The organism is Enterovirga sp. CN4-39 (assembly GCF_049446235.1).
GTDB lineage: Bacteria > Pseudomonadota > Alphaproteobacteria > Rhizobiales > Beijerinckiaceae > Enterovirga.
The window spans coordinates 131,005-151,390 of sequence record NZ_JBMSEF010000003.1; the positions used below are offsets into that span (position 1 = coordinate 131,005).

At 67.3% G+C, this 20,386-nt stretch carries 19 protein-coding genes and 1 pseudogene; 8 read left to right on the forward strand and 12 right to left on the reverse strand.

What is annotated here, in order from left to right:
• Positions 1 to 16: 16 nt before the first annotated feature.
• Positions 17 to 1,294: a cystathionine gamma-synthase family protein gene (locus ACO2SS_RS07210; protein WP_423276934.1), complete on the reverse strand. Its 1,278-nt coding sequence runs from the start codon at positions 1,292 to 1,294 to the stop codon at positions 17 to 19.
• A 251-nt stretch (positions 1,295 to 1,545) separates the two neighbouring features.
• On the opposite strand from ACO2SS_RS07210, the gene ACO2SS_RS07215 reads away from it, so the two are divergent.
• Entirely contained in the window at positions 1,546 to 2,298 is a 753-nt protein-coding gene (locus ACO2SS_RS07215; protein WP_423276935.1) for an LssY C-terminal domain-containing protein, read from the forward strand.
• A 21-nt stretch (positions 2,299 to 2,319) separates the two neighbouring features.
• Here ACO2SS_RS07215 and ACO2SS_RS07220 read toward each other — a convergent pair whose 3' ends face one another.
• Both ACO2SS_RS07220 and ACO2SS_RS07225 read right to left on the reverse strand, forming a co-directional pair.
• Entirely contained in the window at positions 2,320 to 3,186 is an 867-nt protein-coding gene (locus ACO2SS_RS07220; protein WP_423276936.1) for an NAD(P)-dependent oxidoreductase, read from the reverse strand.
• Positions 3,187 to 3,198: 12 nt separating this feature from the next.
• Entirely contained in the window at positions 3,199 to 4,101 is a 903-nt protein-coding gene (locus tag ACO2SS_RS07225) for an amidohydrolase family protein (RefSeq protein WP_423276937.1), read from the reverse strand.
• Between the two features lie 171 nt (positions 4,102 to 4,272).
• Between ACO2SS_RS07225 and ACO2SS_RS07230 the strand changes: the two genes are divergently transcribed.
• The 7 genes from ACO2SS_RS07230 to ACO2SS_RS07260 all read left to right on the forward strand — a co-directional run bounded on the left by ACO2SS_RS07230 (position 4,273) and on the right by ACO2SS_RS07260 (position 10,527).
• On the forward strand, positions 4,273 to 5,277 hold the full coding sequence (locus ACO2SS_RS07230; RefSeq protein WP_423276938.1) for a TRAP transporter substrate-binding protein: 1,005 nt from the start codon (positions 4,273 to 4,275) through the stop codon (positions 5,275 to 5,277).
• A gap of 96 nt (positions 5,278 to 5,373) precedes the next feature.
• Positions 5,374 to 5,979 carry a TRAP transporter small permease gene (locus ACO2SS_RS07235; protein WP_423276939.1) on the forward strand — a complete coding sequence of 202 codons (606 nt, stop codon included), beginning with the start codon at positions 5,374 to 5,376 and terminating at the stop codon, positions 5,977 to 5,979.
• 9 nt (positions 5,980 to 5,988) lie between these two features.
• Entirely contained in the window at positions 5,989 to 7,263 is a 1,275-nt protein-coding gene (locus ACO2SS_RS07240; RefSeq protein WP_423276940.1) for a TRAP transporter large permease, read from the forward strand.
• Between the two features lie 31 nt (positions 7,264 to 7,294).
• Entirely contained in the window at positions 7,295 to 8,011 is a 717-nt protein-coding gene (locus tag ACO2SS_RS07245; RefSeq protein WP_423276941.1) for a GntR family transcriptional regulator, read from the forward strand.
• A 4-nt stretch (positions 8,012 to 8,015) separates the two neighbouring features.
• Entirely contained in the window at positions 8,016 to 9,197 is a 1,182-nt protein-coding gene (locus ACO2SS_RS07250; protein WP_423276942.1) for a fumarylacetoacetate hydrolase family protein, read from the forward strand.
• A 221-nt stretch (positions 9,198 to 9,418) separates the two neighbouring features.
• A complete protein-coding gene (locus ACO2SS_RS07255; RefSeq protein WP_423276943.1) occupies positions 9,419 to 9,847 on the forward strand; it encodes a peptidoglycan-binding domain-containing protein in 429 nt (142 codons plus the stop codon).
• Positions 9,848 to 9,864: 17 nt separating this feature from the next.
• On the forward strand, positions 9,865 to 10,527 hold the full coding sequence (locus tag ACO2SS_RS07260) for a hypothetical protein (RefSeq protein WP_423276944.1): 663 nt from the start codon (positions 9,865 to 9,867) through the stop codon (positions 10,525 to 10,527).
• 49 nt (positions 10,528 to 10,576) lie between these two features.
• Here the strand turns inward: ACO2SS_RS07260 and ACO2SS_RS07265 are convergent.
• The 9 genes and pseudogenes from ACO2SS_RS07265 to ACO2SS_RS07305 form a co-directional block, all read right to left on the reverse strand.
• Positions 10,577 to 10,894 (reverse strand): annotated as a pseudogene (locus ACO2SS_RS07265) (4-hydroxythreonine-4-phosphate dehydrogenase PdxA); the annotation flags it as partial.
• 169 nt (positions 10,895 to 11,063) lie between these two features.
• Positions 11,064 to 11,840 carry a DinB family protein gene (locus ACO2SS_RS07270; RefSeq protein ID WP_423276945.1) on the reverse strand — a complete coding sequence of 259 codons (777 nt, stop codon included), beginning with the start codon at positions 11,838 to 11,840 and terminating at the stop codon, positions 11,064 to 11,066.
• Positions 11,841 to 11,862: 22 nt separating this feature from the next.
• Entirely contained in the window at positions 11,863 to 12,513 is a 651-nt protein-coding gene (locus tag ACO2SS_RS07275) for an isochorismatase family protein (RefSeq protein ID WP_423276946.1), read from the reverse strand.
• A 19-nt stretch (positions 12,514 to 12,532) separates the two neighbouring features.
• Entirely contained in the window at positions 12,533 to 13,633 is a 1,101-nt protein-coding gene (locus ACO2SS_RS07280) for an ABC transporter ATP-binding protein (protein WP_423276947.1), read from the reverse strand.
• Positions 13,630 to 14,685: an ABC transporter ATP-binding protein gene (locus ACO2SS_RS07285; protein ID WP_423276948.1), complete on the reverse strand. Its 1,056-nt coding sequence runs from the start codon at positions 14,683 to 14,685 to the stop codon at positions 13,630 to 13,632. The genes ACO2SS_RS07280 and ACO2SS_RS07285 overlap by 4 nt, the downstream gene beginning before the upstream one ends.
• A complete protein-coding gene (locus tag ACO2SS_RS07290) occupies positions 14,682 to 15,593 on the reverse strand; it encodes an ABC transporter permease (RefSeq protein ID WP_423276949.1) in 912 nt (303 codons plus the stop codon). Before ACO2SS_RS07290 ends, ACO2SS_RS07285 begins: the two co-directional genes overlap by 4 nt.
• Positions 15,590 to 16,531 carry an ABC transporter permease gene (locus ACO2SS_RS07295; RefSeq protein ID WP_423276950.1) on the reverse strand — a complete coding sequence of 314 codons (942 nt, stop codon included), beginning with the start codon at positions 16,529 to 16,531 and terminating at the stop codon, positions 15,590 to 15,592. Before ACO2SS_RS07295 ends, ACO2SS_RS07290 begins: the two co-directional genes overlap by 4 nt.
• Positions 16,531 to 18,105 (reverse strand): ABC transporter substrate-binding protein, encoded by a 1,575-nt coding sequence (locus ACO2SS_RS07300; RefSeq protein WP_423276951.1) that lies wholly within the window; start codon positions 18,103 to 18,105, stop codon positions 16,531 to 16,533. Before ACO2SS_RS07300 ends, ACO2SS_RS07295 begins: the two co-directional genes overlap by 1 nt.
• Positions 18,098 to 19,726: an amidase gene (locus ACO2SS_RS07305; RefSeq protein WP_423276952.1), complete on the reverse strand. Its 1,629-nt coding sequence runs from the start codon at positions 19,724 to 19,726 to the stop codon at positions 18,098 to 18,100. Before ACO2SS_RS07305 ends, ACO2SS_RS07300 begins: the two co-directional genes overlap by 8 nt.
• Between the last annotated feature and the right edge of the window lie 660 nt (positions 19,727 to 20,386).

Consider the following 20,386-nt stretch of genomic DNA (forward strand, 5'->3'; position numbering starts at 1 on the left):
AGCCCGAACCCCGCACTCAGCTCGCGAGAGCCTGCGTCAGGTCGGCGATGAGGTCGTCCGGGTGCTCGATCCCGATCGAGACGCGAATCGTCGCGTCGGTCACGCCCAACCGGTCGCGCACGCTCTTCGGCACGCCCGAATGCGTCGTTGAGGCGGGGTGGCTGGCCAGCGACTCGGTGCCTCCGAGGCTCACGGCGAGCTTGAAGAGCTGGAGGGCATTCAGGACGCGAAATGCCTCGGCCTCGCTCCCCTTCACGTCGAACGAGAAGGTCGATCCGGCTGCGGTGCATTGAGCCTCGTAGACTTCGCGAACCCGTTCCCCGGAAACGTGGCTGAGGTGGTGGACGCGGCCGACCGCGGGGTGAGACGCCAGCATTGCGGCGACCAGCTCGGCATTGCGGTTCGCCTTCTCCATCCGGAGTGCGAGGGTCTCCAGCGAGCGTCCCAGCATCCAGCACGAATGCGGATCGAGCTGCGTGCCGATTGCCGAGCGCAGCAGGCGGATGGGGCGGAGCGTCTCCTTCGAGCCGAGCGCCGCACCGGCGATGAGGTCGGAATGCCCGCCTACATATTTGGTCAGCGAATAGAGCGAGACGTCCGCTCCGTGATCCAGCGGCCGCTGGAAGGCCGGGCCGAGAAGCGTGTTGTCGCACAGGACCATGGGCCGACGCCCGCCCTGGCGCCGCTCGATCTCATCGGCAACGCGCCGGACCATGCGGATGTCCACCAGCGTATTCAGGGGGTTCGAGGGCGTCTCGATCATCACGACCGCGACCGGGCCGAGGCGCAGGGCAGCCTCCGCGGCTTCCCTGACGGCGCCCTCGTCCGTGCCGTCATGAAAGCCGACGGCGTGCATTCCGAAGCCGGCGAGCGTCTTGGCGATCAGCGTCTCGGTGCCACCGTAGAGAGGCTGCGAGTGCAGGATCACATCGCCGGGCTTGGCGAAGGCCAGGATGGTCGTGGCGATCGCGGACATTCCCGAGGAGAACAGGAGGCCTGCCTCCGCCCGCTCGTAGGCGGCCAATCTGTCTTCGACGATCTCCGCATTGGGGTGGTTGAAGCGCGAATAGACCAGCCCGGCTGCCCGTCCCTGCTCCGGTTCGCGCCGTCCGGCCACGTAGTCGAAGAACTCCTTGCCGTGCTCGGCCGAGTTGAACACGAAGGTCGAGGTCAGGAAGACAGGCGGCTTGACGGCGCCCTCCGAGAGCTTCGGGTCATAGCCGTATCCGACCATCAGGGTTTCGGGCTGGAGGAGACGGTCCCCGAGCCTGTCTTTGTGGTAGCCGTCTGCCATCGCGCCTTCTCCTCGGTCCGGCCCAGCATCGCCGGCCGGCAGGCCAGGATACCGGAGATCGCTTATCGCGGGCGATCCGATATGCTGTCCCACAGCCGCCGGTTCGCATTGCGCCGCCCGTGCGGCGCTGCGGGGGAACAACGCGCGAAGAGGGCAGCATTATTCGTCCCCGTTCCGCCATATCCGCAGGCCGCGCGGCGCACCGGCGCCGGCGTTCGCGGCGCCTCGCGATCGGGTCCGTCTCCCTGCTGATGGTCTACGGCGCGACGGCCTACCTGCTGTTGCCTTGGGCCTGGACGCATTACGAGCATCAGCGCGGCCTCGCGCGCCTGCCGATGGTCACCGCAACGGCCCAGGGCATCCCGGGAGATCCGCTGAATGTCGGGCTGGTCGGATCCCGCGAGGAGGTCGTCCGCGCCATGACGGCTGCCGGCTGGTTTGCGGCCGACCCGATCACCTGGCGGACCAGCATCGAGATCGTCGGCAGCGTGCTGCTCGACAGGCCCTACCGGGACGCTCCGGTCAGCCCGCTCTTCTATGACGGGCGGCGGGAGGATCTGGCGTTCGAGAAGCCCGCGGCGACGAGCCCGGACCGACGGAACCACGTTCGGTTCTGGAAGGTGCTGGAAACCGGGCAGGAGGGGCGCCCGGTTTGGCTCGGCTCGGCGACCTTCGACCGGAGTGTGGGGCTGTCCCACCTTACCGGGGCGGTCACGCACCATATCGCGCCCGACATCGATGCCGAGCGCGAACTCCTGGCGGCCAACCTCGAGGCGACCGGGATGGTCGAGAGGCGCTACACCATCTCCGGCGTTGGACCGACCCTGTTCGGGCGAAACGGCGAGGGTGACCGCTACTACACTGACGGCGAGATCCTGGTCAGTGTTCTGACCCCGGACGGCGAGCCACGGTCCGAAGCCGCCGACCGCCTCCCTCCACCCACCCTCGTCGGCGTCAAGAACAAGGCGTTCGCGAGGCTGCGGAGCGCGTTGCCGCGGCCTTGAGGCGCCAGACCTCGGCCGTGCTCAATGCGCGCCGGGTTCTGGCAGGAGAGTGGCGATCGCCGCCCCGTCGAGCTCGCTCTTTCCCTGCGCAACTAGGAGCCTGAACATGGTCAGCGCCTGGGACAGCATCGGCATCGCGAGATGTTGGGCGCGGCTCGCCTCGTGCACGAGCTCGAGATCCTTCAGGATCTGCCTCGCGTAGCCGCGGGGCGCGTAATCCTGCGTGACCATGCGGGGAAAGATCGCCTGCAGCACGGCCGAGTTGCCGAGCCCCGGCGCAAGCGCAGCCGGGATGCGGGATGCGTCGACGCCATAGGCTTCGGCGAGGCGGAGGCCCTCGGCGCAGATGACGTAATTGGTGAGGCAGAGGGCCTGGTTCACGAGCTTCGTCGCCTGGCCGGCGCCCGTCGGACCCATATTGGTGGCAAGGCCGAGCTGCTCGAGCACCGGGCGCGCGCTTTCGACCGCTCCTGCTTCGCCTCCTGCCATGATGGCAAGCGTGCCGGCCTCGGCAGCGGGCGGGCCTCCCGAGACAGGAGCATCGATGAAGGCCCCGCCTGCGGCGGCCACGGCTGCGGCGATCTCGTGCGTGATGCCCATCTCGGTGGTCGAAACGTCTATAACCGTCTTGCCCGCGAGAGCGCCGTTCGCGGCAAGCCCGAGGACCACCTCGCGGACCGCCGCCGAGGTGGTGACGCAGACGAAAACGAGGCTTGCCGCTGATGCTGCCTCGGAGGCAGAGCCGGCCGGCACGACGCCCCACCGCTGCGCCTCGCTGATCCGGGCCGGCTCGGCATCATAGCCGATGACGCGGTGCCCGCAGGAGACGAGGCGCTTCGTGAAGCCCGCGCCCATGAGGCCGAGTCCGATGAAGCCGATATCCGCCATGAGGCCGTCCTTTCAGAGCCGGTAGATGCGAAGTGCGTTGTCGCGGAACAGCGCTGCCTGCTCCCCCTCGGGCCGGTCGGAAACCGCTGCCGCGAAGCCGCTGAATATGTCCGCGAAGGAACCGCACAGGCTGTCGACCGGGAAGTTGCTGGCGAACATGCAGCGCGGCACGCCGAAGATCGCGATCGCATCGCGGATGACCGGGCCGTTCGCTTCGAGCGTCCAGGGAAGTCCCGGGCGTCCGAGGCCGGAGATCTTGAGGGCGACATTGGGGGCGTCGGCGACGCGCTCCAGCCCATGCCGCCAGCCCGCTAGACCTTGAGGGGATCGATCGGCCGGAAGTCCCGTGTGGTTGATGACGATCTGGGTGTCCGGAAAGTCGCGGGCGAGGTCGGCGGCGGCGTCGAGATGCCACCAGGGCGTCTGGAGGTCGAAGGACAGGCCGAGTTGCTCGAGCAGGGCGTAGCCCTTCCGCCAGCCGGGATCATCCATCGATCCCGGCCCCCCCCGCCTCGCGGCGTCCGGGGAGGCTGCCGATTTGGGCTTGTGCCGGATGCCCCGCACGAGCGTCGAGGCGGCCTGGGCAGCCAGGACCTCCTCGGCATCCGGGCGATCCAGCCAGGCCTGGGCGATGCAGGCGGATGGGAGACCGTACTCCGCCTTCACCGACTCGAGCCAGCGCGTCTCGCCCAACGGGTCGGCGGGGTTCCACTCTGCCTCGCAATGCACGGTGGAGAGGACGCGGAAGCCGGCCGTATCACGCCGGTACTCCGCCGGGAGGTAGTCCCGGCGAAGCGCCGAGTAGTCGCCATAGCGGAACGGGATCTGTTCCGGGTCGCTCAGCCACGGATGGTAGTTGCGGCCGAGATCCCAGAAATGGTGGTGCGGATCGACGATCTGGCGCACCTCGATCATCGCGCGACCACGTCCGTTGCTTCACGACGATAGCCGCGCCGCATCCTTTCCTCCCTGGTCGGCGCGGGCGTCGAGGCCCTTCACAACCGCCGTCTTGCATGCAAGCCTATGTCCGTCTCGCGCCGCCGGCCAGTACTGGTCGAGCAAAAAAATGCGAGCTGGAGGAACGCCATGTCACGACGCCAGTTCGTGAGCGCCGCCCTGGCGCTCGCGGCCCTTATCGGCTTTGCGGCCCCGTCCGAGGCTCAGGTTCGCATCCGCTATGCCCATGTCGGCTCGGAGGGCGACATCCAGCATTGGTACGCGGACGAGTTCGCCAAGCGCGTCAATGCGGAGACGCAGGGCCGCGTCGTCGTCCAGGTCTTCCCGAATTCCCAGCTCGGCGGCGTGCAGGAGACGATCGACGGCGTGCGGTCGGGCGCGATCCCGCTCGCACATCACGAATTCGCCTCCCTGGCCCGGCTCGTGCCGGAGGTCGCGGTGTTCGCCGCGCCATTCAACTACCGGGACGGCCGGCACGCGATGGCGGCCACGGACCCGCAAAGCTCGGAGGTGATGAAGGAAATCTCGGGGAAGCTCGTGGCATCCGCCAATATCCGGATCATCGGCCGGCTCTACAGGGGCGCTCGGCAGATGACGGCCAAGATGGCCGTGTATTCGCCAGCCGACTTGAAGGACAAGCGCTTCCGCGGCGTGCCGCTGCAGCTCTGGACCTCGATGATCAAGGGCATGGGCGCGATCCCGACGCCCGTGGAGGTAGGCGAACTGCCGACGGCGCTCATGACCGGGATGGTGATCGGGCAGGAAAACCCGCTCACCATGATCAACGCCAACAAGCTCTACGAAGTGCAGACACACGTCATGCTGACGAGCCACATGCAGAACGTGCTGCCGGTCTTCATCAACGAGCGCACCTGGCAATCCATCCCGGCTGCGGACCGGGCGGTGATCGAGAAGGTCGCGGCCGATGTCGGGGCCGAGACGCTGAAGCTCGGCGAAGCGGCCGAGACGCAGCTCATCGACGAGCTGAAGAAGAAGGGCATGACCTTCGTCACCGAGAAGGATGGGCTCAAGATCGAGGATTTCCGCAAGGCCGTGAGCGCGCAGATCAAGACCGACTTCCCGAGCTGGGGCCCTTACATCGAGCGCATCTCGGCCGTGAAGGCGGGAAGCTGAGAGCGACGCCAGAGCCTGCTCGGCAGAGCCGCGCGAAGCGAGCCCGCTCCCGGCCCGGATCCGGCCGGGAGAGTTCAGCGAAATGGTGATCGCCCGGTGACAACTCACGTCTCAAGCATCGACGCGTTGCCGGCCATGGCGGCGGTCGACAGCCGTCACTTCTCGATCGACAGGGCGCTCGAGCCGCTGCGCTGGGTGTTCCGGTGGGGCAGCCTCGCGATGCTCGTCGCCATGGTGGCGCTGCCCTTCATCCAGGTGGTCGCGCGCGAGGTGTTCTCGAGTCCGATCGTAGGCGCGGAGGAACTCGCGCGGTTCATGCTCATCTGCACGGTGTTCGTTGCGCTCCCATACGTGGTGTCAGCGGGCGCCAACATCCGCATGGAGGAGTTCCTGGGCTTCCTGCCGGCGGGCTTCGTCCGAGCCGTGAAGCTCGCCATTGCGGCGACGGCCGTGATCGCCTTCGGGATCGCGGCCTTCTCCAGCCTCGTCGCCATCCGGGCCAATCTGGACAACGCGACGCCGACCCTCGGCATTCCCTACTGGATCTTCCTCGGGGCCGCCTTCGCGGGTCTGACGATGACGACGCTGGAATGCGCATTGCAGTTCCTGAAGGCGGTTCGGGGACAGCCGCTCTACGTCACGTTCCCGGGAGAGCATGAGCCGGAGGAGGAACTCGACCTCCCGGCCGAGCTCCGTCACTGAGCCGACACGATGGCCCTCACCGTCATCCTGGCCTTCGCGGTCCTGTTCGTCTTCGGCTTCCCGGTCGTCGTCGCGATCGCCGTCCCGGCGATCCTCTACGTGCTGATCGCCGACATTCCGCTGGAACTCGTCGCGCAGCGCATGACCTACGCGCTGGACAGCTTCCCGCTCGTGGCCGTCCCGGTCTTCATCTTCGTCGGCAGCCTGATGAATCAGTCGGGCATCACGAGCGACATCTACCGCTTCGCTCACACGCTTGCCGGTCGGGTGCCAGGCGGCCTCGCCCAGGTGAACGTGATCGGTTCGCTGATATTCTCGGGCGTGTCGGGGGCAGCCCTCGCCGATATCGGCGGGCTCGGCCGGATCGAGGTCCGCGCGATGGTGCGGGCCGGCTTCACGCGGGCTTACGCGGGAGCGATCACCTGCGCGTCCGCGGTCGTCGGGCCGATTTTCCCGCCCTCGATCCCGATCATCATCTACGGCTCCGTTACGTCGGTCTCGATCGTCCAGCTTCTGATCGGCGGCATCGTGCCGGCGCTTCTCTACGTCGGGCTGCTGATGGTGACGGTCGCGGTGCTCGCCAGGAAGTACGGCCATCCGCGCTCGGCGCGGTGGCCGACCCTCGGCGAGGTCTGGCGGACCTTCGTGCCAGCCGCGCCGGCCCTGTTCGCGCCGGTCCTTCTGGTCGGGGGAATGCTGCTGGGCTTCTTCACGCCGACCGAGGCCGCCTCGATCACGGTCGCCTATGTCGTCCTGATCGCGATGGTCTTCTACGGCGGCTTGAGCTGGCCGCGCCTCCGCTTCGCGCTCTTCGATACGGTCAAGAGCACGGCCGCCATCCTCATCATCGTGTCCGCCGCTGCCCTGTTCGGCTGGATCCTGACCATCGAGCAGCTGCCGCAGACCTTCACGCGCACCATCCTGTCGATCTCGACCGACCCGATGATGTTGCTGCTCATCGTGAACCTCATGCTGCTGGTCGTCGGCATGTTCATTGATTCGACCACCGCCACGCTACTGGTCGTGCCGCTGATCGCGACGCCGCTGACGATGGCGGGCGTCGATCCCGTCCATCTCGGGATCGTCGTCATCTTCAACCTGATGATCGGCATCCTGACGCCGCCGATGGGGCTCGCGCTGTTCCTGATCGCGGATATCGCCAAGGCGCCGATGCCCGCGATCCTGAAGGCCCTGATACCCTTCTACGTGCCCCTCTTCGTGTCCCTTGCGATCATCACGTATTTCCCGGAGCTGACGCTCTGGCTCCCGAAGATGCTGCGATGACAGGGCCGTCATCCGCCAATTGGGCAACCCCGTGAACGCGCGGTCAGAGGCCCTCGACTGGGCCGGCGCGCAGCTGCGGGCGCGCACGCCACGCAAGGGCGAGCGGCACGGCAATGCGGTCGCGGCCTTGCGGGAGATGATCGTGTCGGGCCAGCTCGCGCCCGGCACTCGGCTGAAGGAGGTGGAGCTCTGCGCCGTGCTCGGGGTCTCGAGGACCCCGCTCCGCGAGGCCGTCAAGGTCCTGGCGTCGGAAGGCCTCGTTGGGCTTCTGCCCAATCGGAGCGCGGTGGTCGCGGAACTCGATCTTGCCGGCTGCGAGGCCCTCTACGAGGTCGTGATCGTGCTGGAAGAGCTGGCCGCGCGGCTGGCTTGCCCGCGGATCTCGGATCAGGAGGTCGGGCGCGTCGGGGCCCTGCACGAAGCCATGGTGGCCCATCACGCGCGTTCCGACCTCGCGGCCTATTTCGAGATCAACCAGCAGATCCACGAGGCCGTGGTCCAGGCCTCCGACAACCCCGTCCTGATCGACACCTGGACCCGCCTCAACCATCAGGTCCGGCGTGCGAAATACCTGCCGAACGTGCTCGGGCGGACCCGCTGGCCGGAGGCCGTGCGGGAGCACGAGGAAATGCTTGCGGCCCTGAGAGCGCGAGACGGAGAGCGGTTGGCATCGCTGATCCGTCCGCATTTCGCGAACGGCCTCGCCGTGCTCAAGGCCGCTTCCAGGCACGCCGAGGGAACGAGGTGATCCGATGGAACTGAGAAACTGGGCCGAACCGAAGCTGGCGCTGCCGGATGACGGCTACCGGGGAGCGCTCGCCGCGCGGCTCTGGCGACCTGCTATCGGGCCCTCCGTCGTAGCGGTCCGGGAGGACGGGCTGCGCGACATCTCGGCGGCATACCCGACGATGGCAGCGCTGGCGGCCGAGTCCGATCCGGCGGCCGCGCTTCGTGCTGCGACCGGCGAGCGCGCCTGCAGCCTGGAGGATGCGCTCCGGAACACCCCTCCGGAGACGCGCGATCCCGGGAAGCCGCATCTCCTCGCGCCGATTGATCTCCAGGTCGTCAAGGCGGCGGGCGTCACCTTCGCCACCTCGATGCTGGAGCGCGTGATCGAGGAGCGTGCCCGCGGCAACCCCGATGCTGCCGCCACGATCCGGGAAGAGGTGCGGCGCATCATCGGCGACGACCTGTCGAAGCTCCAGCCCGGCTCCCCGGCCGCGATGTCGCTGAAGCAGGTCCTCGTCGATCAGGGCGCCTGGAGCCAGTATCTCGAGGTCGGGATCGGACCTGATGCCGAGGTCTTCACGAAGGTTCCCGTGCTGGCCTCGACCGGGACTCTGACGGATGCCGGGCTCGACCCGAAATCGACCTGGAACAATCCCGAGCCGGAGGTCGTGCTCGTGGTCGCGCCAGACGGGCGGATCACCGGGGCGACCCTCGGGAACGACGTCAACCTCCGCGACGTCGAGGGGCGCTCGGCGCTGCTGCTCTCCAAGGCGAAGGACAACACGGCGTCCTGCGCGATCGGCCCCTTCCTGCGCTTCTTCGATAGGACGTTCAGCCTGGACGACGTGCGCGGCACGACGGTGTCGCTGACCGTCCGCGGCGAGGACGGCTTCCTGATGGAGGGCACATCCTCCATTTTGCAGATCAGCCGCGATCCGGAGGACCTCGTCCGGCAGACGATCGGGCCGAACCACCAATACCCGGATGGTTTCGTGCTGTTTCTCGGGACGATGTTCGCTCCGACCCAGGATCGCGGCGAGCCGGGACTCGGCTTCACCCATCACCCCGGCGATGTCGTCGAGATCGCCGCGCCCGGGCTCGGGCGCCTCGTGAACCGGATGCGCCACACGCACGATTGCGAGCCGTGGACCTTCGGGATCTCAGCCCTGATGTCGAACCTCGCGAAGAGAGGTCTTATCCGCTGAAAAGAAGCAGAGGCGGCGCGCGCGATTGGCGGGACGCCCAGGATGCCGGGTCGACACCACAACTCGTCTAGTCGGGGTTCCCCCATGACGCACGCCGCGTCTTCGGCTCTTGCGCCGACCACTGGTGAGATTAGACTATTTTGACTGATCCAAACTGGAGCACTGGACAAACGACTTCGATGGGCTAGCCTCCTAGACGCGATGTGGTGGAGGGCGAGCCGATGGCACTGCGTTCCAAATTGCTCGCGGGCGATACAAAGCTCGAGGCGGCAGCGGTCTCCGACCCCGATCACATCATGCAGGGGGCCTCGGGGGATCATGTCAAGAAGATCCAGCTCGCCCTAAACCAGCTCGATGACGCTCAGCTATCTGCCGACGGCCAGTTCGGGGGTCGGACTGCTGCGGCAGTTCTGAAATTCAAGCAGAAGCGCGACATCGTCAACAGAAGCTACCAGACACAGGCCGACAACATCGTCGGCAAAATGACCATGGCGGCGCTCGATGCCGAGATGTTCGCATCCGAAAGCAAGACTCAGATCGAGGTCGATCATTGCTTCTGTCAGCTGGATGAGCCGCAGCTCGATCGACATTTCTCGGTAAGAAACCTTTCCGTCCGGGGCGGAAGGATCGGGCTCAGGCGGCCATTCTGATATACTGGAGTATCGCCATGGCAGTCGTCGCCTGGGAAACCAGCATCCGAAACGGCAAAGTGCTCAACGTGTTTCCCAGTGCCAAGCTTTCAAAGGGCTGGCTCGACGCCCTGAAGACCTCGATCGTAGCGTTCAACAACCTGAAACTGAATGTGACATTCGCCATTCCGAACAACGCGCAGGCCATTCCGCCGGACGGCGAGGACGGAGTCGAAGTACAATTCAACATGGGCCGGGGCACGATAACCAACCAGGCACACGGAACGACGTTCACGCTCACGGACAAGGCCGGCCAGGTCGTGAACTTTTCGGGGACCAGCCTGCACGGATCGACGCAGACGCTGAAGAGGTCCTTCGGCGGCCCACACCTGATAAGGCGCGCCTTCATAACCGTGCCGGACAAACCGCAGATGAGCGCAACCGGCGGTCAGCGCGATGCCGGCCCGAACATCCTGAATTTCATCGCCTTCCACGAGCTGATCCACGCGACGGGCCTGTCTAACGACGAGCACAGCGCAACGGGCCCGAATGCTGACGGCTTCACGATTTTCCCCACGGCGGATGCAGGAAAAACGGCGAAAGACGATCGGATGATCCTGAACTCCAATCCACCCAGGATCTTCGCACCGCCCCTGACGATCAGCCCCCGAGTGGTGGGCCTGATTAACGGCAACTGGTGAATTCGTCTGCCGATTTCCCTTCAGGATGATCGCTGCACAACGCCTCCCTTCAGCCGAAACCGCGGGCGGCTTCGGGGCCGGCGGGCGCGCCCTCCAGGCTTGAGGCCGCGATGCGGCCGGCGAGCAGGATCGCGTTGCGGGTGGCGCCGGGATGCGCAACGCCCTGGCCGGCGATGTCGTAGGCCGAGCCATGGGCCGGCGTGCAGATTGGAAAGGGCAAGCCGCCGAGCAGGGTCACGCCGCGCTCGAAGCCGGGCAGCTTTATCGCGATCTGCCCCTCGTCGTGGTACATCGTCAGCACGGCGTCGGTGCGGGCATTCCAGAGCCCGTTGAACTCGCTTGCCGGGCCGGGCAGCCCGAGCGCGCGCAGCGAGAAGCTGACCTCGTCGTCGAAAGCGCAGCTCCGCTCGCGCGCTCAGCCGTCGCTACGGAGTGACAGGAGCGTTTCGTTGCCGAGGTTTCGCGGAACGTAAGCCAGCGCTCGATCGACCGTGGAGGTCGATCGAGCCGATTCTGGTGGGGTAAAGGCCGGGCCTTCAGGCGGCCTGGCGTTCGTCGTCCCAGACCTTCTCGGGCATCGGCAGCCCCTCGAAGACATCCTTGCCGAGCGCGCCGTCGGGCGCGATGCCGAGGCGCTCCAGGACCCAGGCAAGCTGCCGGGTGTGCTGGCCGGAATGCCACGTCGTCCGTTCCAGGAACTGATGCAGCGTCTGCTCGCCGTAATAGACGTCGGCTTTCGCCGTCCAGGCCGCTGCGGCCGATTTAGCCGCGAACCAGGCCGCGAGCCGTTCCTGGACGTCGCGGCCGTAGGCCAGGATGTCGGCCTTGGTGGTCATCCCGGGCGGCGGAACACGGTTGTAGGATTCGTAGGTGAGCGGAATGCCCTCGTCGTGCTCCAGGAAGGCGTCCGCGATGTTGAAGATATGGTAGGTCAGGTCCGCATAGCTGCGCGGCCGGTTCGGCAGCTGCGCCGCGAGCTGGTCGTCCGGCAGCTGCACGAAGTAGCGGTCGGCCGCGGCCAGGATCGCGGTGAGCCGCCGGGCGAGGTCGTCGACCGCGATGAGCTTCTGCTCGCCGAGCTGGATCCCGGCCAGGCGGGCGACATCGGCCAGGACCTGACCGTTGGCCCATTTGTCTCCCCGCGTGACGATGGGAACCTGGCGCAGTCCGAAGCGGGACAGCTCCTCGAAGGCGGTCTCGTCCTCCAGCACGTTCCGCGAGGCGAAGGGCACGCCGTGGCGGGTCAGAAATTCCTTCGTGCGCAGGCAGCTCGTGCAGCCGGTCTGCCAGTAGACGCGGATTTCGTCGCTCATGATGTCTCCTCCCTGGGGTTGTTCAGGCCGCGAGCGCAGGCGAGGTGCCGAGCTTGCGCACCAGGCCGATCACTTCGCTCTTGGGCAGCACGTCGCCGTACTTTGCGTTGATGTCGAAGAGGTTCGCGTCGTGCGGGCCGTCGTGGCGGTCGCCGACGCATTCACGCGGCACCACCACGCGGAAACCGTACTGGATGGCATCGATGGCCGTCGCCCGAACGCAGCCGCTGGTGGAGCAGCCGATGAGGATCGTGGTGTCGACGCCGAGGCTGAACAGCGTCGAGGCGAGGGTCGTGCCGAAGAAGCAGCTCGGGTAGTTCTTCGCGATGACGAGGTCGTCGGCGGCCGGCGGAATCAATGGGTCGATCTCGGCCATCGGCTCGCCGGCGACGAGCTTGCGAAGGGCCGGCACCTTGCGCACGAAGAGCCCGCCATCGGCCCCGTTCGGGTGGTAGAGCACCTTCGTGTAGATGATCGGCACCCCTGCCTCGCGGCACGTCGCCAGGAGTTCGACGGACTCGCGCACGGCGCTGACGACGCCATCGGCGTAGAAGGCTTCGCCGGGCGTCGTATAGGCGCGGATCAGGTCGATCACGATGACGGCCGGCTTCTGGCCGAAGCCGACAGTCCCGTCGAAGACGCCCTGGTAGTTGCTTTCTCTCGTATCGGCCATGGAGTTTCCTCTCGGGGCGTTATGCGGCGGGAGCCGCGGCTGTCTCGGATGCCGCAGGGGCGACGAAGGCGGGGAAGTGGCAGGCGGCGGCGTGGCCCGGTTCCGTTTCCGCCAGGCGCGGCACTTCGCCCATGCAGCGGGCGGGCAGCCGCTCGTTCCCGAACGAGCGCGTCTCGCCCGCCTGGCCAGCGGCGACCAATGCCCGTGCGCGAAGACAGCGTGGGTGGAAATGGCATCCGGCCGGCACCGAGGTCGCGGACCCGATCTCGCCGAGCGGCAGCGAGCGCTTGCGGCTGCGCTCCTCACGCGGGTTCGGGATCGGGATCGCGGACAGGAGGGACACCGTGTACGGGTGCTTCGGGCGCCCGTAGAGCGCATCGCGGGGCCCGATCTCGACCACGCGGCCGAGATACATGACCGCGACGCGCGTGCTCACGTGCCGGACGACCGCGAGGTCGTGGCCGATGAACACGTAGGTTATGCCGGTCCGGCGCTGGATGTCGCGCAGGAGGTTCAGGATCTGCGCCTGGATGGAGACGTCCAGGGCCGATACGGGCTCGTCGAGCACCAGCAACTGGGGATCGAGAACCAGAGCCCGGGCGATGCCGATGCGCTGGCGCTGTCCACCCGAAAACTCGTGCGGGTAGCGCTCGATCACGGCCGGGCTGAGCCCGACATTGCGCATCGTATCTGCAAGCCGCGCCGGGATCTCGGCCCGCGGGATTCCGTGGACGATCATCGGCTCTTCGAGCAGCTGGCGCACCGTCATGCGAGGGTCGAGGGAGCCGTAGGGGTCCTGGAAGACCATCTGGATCCGGCTGCGCTCGCGGCGCATCGCCGCCTTGGGGAGCTGCGCGAGGTCGCGCCCCTCAAACAGGATGCTCCCGGAATCGGGATCGATGAGCCGCAGGATCAGGCGTCCGAGCGTGCTCTTCCCGCTGCCCGTCTCGCCGACGAGCCCGAGGGTCTCGCCGCGTTGGAGGTCGAGGGAGATACCGTCGACGGCGCGGACGCTGGCCCCCTTGCGGGAGAACAGCCCGGAATGCCCTCCGAAGGTCTTGCTCAGCCCGCGCAGGGAGAGGAGCGGCGCATCAGGCCGGCTCGCGATTGAAGCGCTCATGCCGAGAGTTCCGCCAGGGGACGTCCAAGTTCGTCGCGGTGGTGACAGGCTGCCTTCTGCCCGGGGCCCGCCGGCTCGAGGCCCGGTGGCACGCTGCGGCAATCCTGCCGCCCGCGGGAAAGGAAGCAGCGCGGCTCGAAGGCGCAGGCCTGCCGTGGCATCCCGGGCTGCGGCGGCTGGCCCTCGATCGGCGTGAGCGGCCGGTCGGCATCGCCGTCCAGATGCGGGATGCTCCGGAACAGCGAGACCGTGTAGGGATGGGAGGCCGCCCCGAAGACGCGGTCCGTCGGACCCTCCTCGACGACCCGGCCGGAATACATGACGGCAACGTGGTCGGCATACCGCGCCACCACGCCGAGATCGTGCGTGATCAGCACGAGCGCCATGCCGGATTCGTGCTGGAGCTCGGCCAGAAGGTCCAGCACCTGGGCCTGGACGGTGACGTCGAGCGCCGTCGTCGGCTCGTCCGCGATCAGGACCTTGGGGCCGAGCGCGATTGCCATCGCGATCAGCACGCGCTGGCGCATGCCGCCGGAGAACTGGTGCGGATAGTCGGAGAAGCGGCGGCTCGGCGCCGGGATGCGAACACGGTCGAGCAGGGCTACGGCCCGTTCATGCGCCTCCTTCCGCGATAGCGGCAGGTGCGCCCGGAGCACCTCGACGATCTGCTCGCCTACCGGGAACACGGGGTTGAGCCCCGTGAGAGGATCCTGGAAGACCATCGAGATCGTGGTGCCGCGGAGCTGCCTCAGCGTCGCCGGGGCGGCACCGACGAGGTTCTGGCCGTTCAGCATCACCTCGCCCTCGACGACCCGCACCGCCTTCGGGGCGAGCTGGATCGCGGAGAGGAACGTCATCGTCTTGCCGGAGCCGGACTCGCCGACCACGGCCAGGGTCTCGCCGCGGCCGACCTGAAGGGACACGCCATCGACCAGGACAAGCGGGCTGCTGCCCTGGGGTACGATCGACCGCAATCCGCGGACGGACAGGATGGGCTCGGGCCGCTGCAGCGCCAGCGGCTCGGGCTCGCGAAGGCTCAGGGCAGCACTCACAGCATCTTCATCCCTGCCTGGCGACGCATCTTTGGATCGAGCGTGTCGCGCAGGCCATCTCCCAGGAGGTTGAGGGCAACGACCGTGACCGCGATGCACAAACCTGCCGAGATGGAGATCAGCGGGGTCGTGGTGATCGCGGCCTGCCCGTCGGCGATGATGTTGCCCCAGGTCGGCGTCGGGGGCTGGACGCCGAGCCCGAGGAAGCTGAGCCCGGCCTCGGCGAGGATCGCCGAGGCAGCGCTCACCGTGGACACGACGATGACGGGCGGCAGGGCGTTCGGGATCACGTGCCGCAGGAGGATGCGGGTATGTCCCATGCCGATCGCCTCCGACGCCTCGATGAACGGCCGCGGCTTGATCGTGAGCACCACCGACCGCATCACGCTGGCAACACGGGGGATATAGGCGACCGACACCGCCAGGATCACCGATTCCAGCGAGGAGCCGCGGGCGGCCACGATCGCGAGGGCGAGCAGGAAGCCCGGGAAGGCCAGCAGGATGTCGTTCAGCATGACGATCACGCGCTGGATCCAACTGGACGAATAGCCCGCGATGGCGCCGATAAGGGTTCCGCAGCTGAGCGATATCGCGACGACCGCCATCGCGACCTCGAGCGAGACGCGGCTGCCATAGATCAGACGCGACAGCACGCAGCGCCCGAACTGGTCCGTGCCGAGCGGGAAGCGCGCGGAGGGCGGGGCATAGGTGTTCAGGAGGCTCGTCCGGGTCGGCGAGTTCGGTGCGAGCCAGGGCGCGAAGATCGCAACGAGCGCCAGCAGGAGCAGCACGCCGCAGCCGATCACCAGGCTCGGGTGGGAGAGGAAGCGGCGGAAGGCAGCCTTCCTCCGGCCGGTCGGGACCGGCTCGGCAAGGGGCTGCTCCGCGAGGGGAGAGATCGCGCTCATGCGAGCCTCAGGCGTGGATCGATGATGCCGTAGATGACATCCAGGGTGACGTTCACGAGGACGATGCCGGCGGCGAGCACCAGGACGCCGGCCTGAACGAGCTGGTAGTCGCGCGCGAGGATCGCCTTCAGCAGGGTCGAGCCGAGGCCGGGCCGGCTGAACACCGCCTCGACCAGGATCGCGTTGCCGAGCGACCAGGCGAAGGTGACGCCGATCACGGCCAGGATCGGCACGAGGGCGTTGCGAAGTGCCAGGCGATAGATGATGCGCCGCTCGGGAACGCCCATGGCCCGTGCCACCCGCACGTAATCCTGGTCGAGCACCTCGAGCATCGCCGAGCGCGTCAGCCGGGAGATGTAGGCTGCGACCGAGAGGCCGAGCACGATGGCCGGCAGGGCCAGGTGGTGCAGGTCGCTAAGCATCCCGCCGGACGAACTCGCGCCCAGGGTCGGGAAAAGCGGGATCCAATGCGCGAAGAGCAGGATGGCCACCAGCCCGAGCCAGAAGACCGGGAACGATATGCCACCCAGCGAGCCGATGGTCACGGCGAGATCGATCCAGGTCCCCTGCCGCACTGCAGACATGATGCCGAGCGGAATGCCGAGCGCGACTGCGATGAGGAGCCCGGTGACGGCAAGGGAGAGAGACCAGGGCAGCGCCGCAAGGACCTCCGTCAGGGCAGCCTGCCCGGTCACGATCGACGTGCCGAGGTCGCCCGAGAGGGCATGCTTCAGGAACAGGAGGTATTGCGTCAGCAGGGTCTGGTCGAGACCGAGCTTAGCGCGCAGAGCCGCCACCGATTCCGGCGTCGCGTAATCGCCCAGCATGTACAGCGCCGGATCGCCCGGGATGGCCCGGACGAGGAAGAACGCGACTGTCACGATGCCGAGCCCGGTGACAGCCAACTGGATGGCGCACCGGGCAAGGTACTTCGCCATTACGCGCTCCGGAGCCCGACCGAATAGGCCTGGATGGTGAACATGGAATTCTGGACGAGGCCCTCCACGGCCGCCGTGTGTGCCATGAACAGCCGGTCGGCATAGAGCGGGATGACCGGAAGGTCGGTCATCGTCTTCTCGAGCACCGCCTTGAACGCCTTCTTCCGGGCGGCCTCGTCGGCAGCCACGCCGGTTGCCGCGAGAAGGTCGTCGACCTTGTCGTAGCGGGCCGTGTTCAGGCCCGGCGGGAAGGAGCGGCTCGAATACAGCGTCGTCAGCGGAGTACCCGGATCGGGCGGGCCGACGACCGCCGTGATGCAGCTCTGGATGTTCCCGCTCGAGCGCGCCTGCTGATAGGCCGCCCGCTCGAGCACCTTCACGGTCGCCTCGATCCCGACCTCGTTCAGGTCCTCGGCAATTGCGAGCGGGAACTTGTCGTAGGGATTCAGCCCGACGGTCGTGATCTCGAACTTGAACTTCGAGACCCCGGCCTCCTTCAGGAGCGCCTTCGCCTTGGCGGGATCGTAGGGATAGGCTGGAACCTCGTCAGTGTACTCCTGGAAGGCGGGGGTCAGGACGTTGGCGGCCGGGTACTTGGTTCCCCGAAAGAAGCCGTCGATCAGGGCCTTGGTGTTGATGGCATGAGCCATGGCGCGCCGGACCCGGACGTCGTCGAGCGGCTTCATCGTGGTGTTGAGCACGAGGTTCACGCCGTTGCTGGCCGGGCGGTCGAGCAGGGTCACGCCGGCGACCTTGCGAAGCCGCTCGATGATCTCCGCCTGCTGGATCGCGAACAGGATATCGATTTCCTTGCGCTCGAGCGCGATCGCGGCCGCGGTCTCGTCACGCACGAGCCGGAACACGACGCCAGCAACCTTCGGCTTGCCCTCGAAGTAGTTGGGATTGGCGGACAGCCTCACCTCGCTGCCCGGGGTCCAGCGCTCGAACACGAAGGGGCCAGTGCCGACGGGATTCAGATTGTACTTGTCGCCGAGTGCCGTGACGGCCTTCCGTGACACGATCCAGCCCTGGTTGAAGGCCGTGACCTTGTGCAGGAAGCCGGCATTCGGGCCTTCCAGCTCGATCCGGACGGTCTGCGGATCCGGAGCCTCGACCGCCTTCACGCCGACGAACTGGCCCCGATAGGCGCTTCCCGCCGCGGGATCCAGGATCCGCTCGAAGCTGAACTTGACGTCGTCCGACGTGAACGGGCCGTTGTCCCTGTGCCAGGTCACGCCCTCGCGGAGCTTGAACGTGTAGGTCTTGCCGTCGGGCGAGACGGTCCATTCGGTCGCGAGGTCGGGAACGATCTTGTTCGTGGCCTGATCGTACTTGACGAGACCGTTGTAGATGTTCGCCGCGACGGACTGGTTCTCGATCTGGAAGATCTTCGCTGGGTCCAGGATGGAGATGTCGGCGCCGATTCGGATGCGCAACTCGCCCGTCTGCTGGGCCATCGCGGCCGAGGGCCCGCCGAAGCGGCCGGGTGCAAGGGCCAGGATCCCGGCACCACCCATCAGGGCCGCCAGGCCACGGCGGGTCAGGTGACCGCTCTTCCACATCTGGTCAGGCATCTGCTGTTCCCCTCTCGTTGGTGTTGGGCGGCGCCGGCATGAATACCGAAGCCGGGCCGTCGTCTTTGCTGGCAGGACGTGGGACGCCCACCCCGTTCTGGGCAACCGGATCCATAAGCGCTGCCATCCTGGCGCGGTGCTCGGGAGCAAGCGCCGCAAGTCCGTGCCGCGTCAGGAAGGGTGCGAGCTCATCCGTCCGGTCGGGCCGCATCTCCGGCCGGTGCGGCTCCGGGGCAGGGGGCGCGGGCCTGGGCTCCGGACGGCGATCGCGCCAGGAGGTCGCCGCCTCGAAGGCAGCGGCCGCCCGCAGGAGCGTGTCTTCCCGCCCGTGCCGTCCGACCATCTGCCAATGGAGCGGGAGGCCGTCGGCCGAAAAGCCGGTGCATTGGACGAGGGCCGGGTTCCCCGACAGGTTGAAGGGCGTGAGCGCCGTCTCGACCGTATAGGCCGTCATCTCCGGCTCGACGCCCAGCCGCGGCGGGAGGTGCAACTGCCCCCAGGTGACCAGGATATCGAACGGTTCGAGGAGGGCCGTGATCGCGGCCGCCACGTCATTGCGGCGGCGCTGGGCGGTGATGTAGTCCACGGCCCGGACCAGGCTGCCGGCCATCAGCTTGTCCCGGAGGGCAAACCCCATGTCGCCGGGCCGCTCCCGCAATTCCTGCTCATGGATGGCGGCGGATTCGGCCGGCCCGATCAGCCGCGTGATCGCGAAGCATTCCGCCGCCGGTACGGGCAGCACGCATTCGGTCACGGAGGCGCCATTCGTCTCCAGCACGGAGACGGCATCCTCGAACGCCTCCCGCAACGCGGCGACAGGCGCGGGAAACCCTGGCCCGATGTCACGGACGACGGCGACCCGAAGTCCGGCGAGAGTCGCGCCGGGCTTCGGCGCAACTTCCGGATCGCCTGCGAGCGCCGCCATCACTTCGGCCGCGTCCTCAGCAGTCCACGCGAAAACCCCGGGGACATCCAGCGAGTAGCAGTTCGGCAGGATGCCGCCCGTGCTGAGGCGTCCCGCCGTGGGTATGACGCCGAGGACCCCGGTCGCGGCGGCAGGGAGGCGGACGGAGCCCGTCGTGTCGGAGCCGAGGGCGAACTTCACCAGCCCGGCCGCGACTGCGGCGCCCGAACCGGTGCTCGACCCGCCCGTATAGCGCTCGGTGTCCCACGGATTGCGGGCAGGTGGGAAGGGGAGGTCGAAATACTCGCCGCCGTTGCCGGTCCCGTATTCCCAGGTGGAGAGCTTGCCGAGGCAGATCGCGCCTGCCTCCTTCAGCGCGGCCACGGTAGTCGCATCGCGGTCAGGAACGTGATCGAGCCGCAGCCGCGACCCCGCCGTCGCCGGCAAGCCGGCAACGTCGTAATTGTCCTTCACGGCGAAGGGCATGCCGTGGAGAGGGCCCTTCCAGTTCCCGGCAGCGATCTCTCGGCCCGCGACGTCAGCAGCCTGCAGTGCGCCCTCTCGATCCAGATGGATGAAGGCGTGGATCGATGACTCGACCTGGTCGATACGCTCGAGATGGGCCTCGACCAGGGCTCGCGGGGTGATCTCACCTCGTCGGAGGGCTTGCGAGGCCTGGGCGATTGTCCAGGCCCAAAGGGGCGACCTGTTTGACATTACGTTCCGCTATCCCCGTGGCCGGGAGCCACATCACGATCTGCCGCATGGAGAGATCGCATGGTGACCGAAGCTCGGGTTCGGAGAGACAGGCTGCAGCGATCGTGCCACCTCGGTCCCTGCCGTCTGGCATGCAACCGCCGCGGAAGCCCATCTTGGCCGGACAAGGACTTAGCTGCCTTTGCCGCGGACGCCGCTCTATCCCGAGGGACAGAATAGCTGTTTCATCGGCGGCACTGAAACGCGAGAGCGACGTTTCATCGCCAACCGGGAGGGAGGTCGGGCCAAGCAGACGGAAGGAGCTGATGGGCCAGCCAACCCTGCTGTTATGGCGGGATCAGTTCTCTGCCGCGCGGTGGCGCGCAGGTTGCCCATCGATCTTGCCCGGTTCTCGTGATACCACGGCGACACCACCGACGGCAGCCGGCTTCGCAGGGAGCGCCACCCGGCGAATGTCCTGATTGCATAAGGAGTTGGCGGGCAGGGTTCTGAGGGGAGGCGAGCGCAGTTCGCCGGCCAGTCGACCTTCCGCGCTGCTGGAGAGGGCTCGATTCACCCACGCTTGGAAGGGTGCAATCGGCTGCTTTCCCGCGGATCCCGGCGCCGTTCACTCCGGGAGCGAGAAGATTAGATATGTGCTGCCGAGGCCGCAGCTGAGCA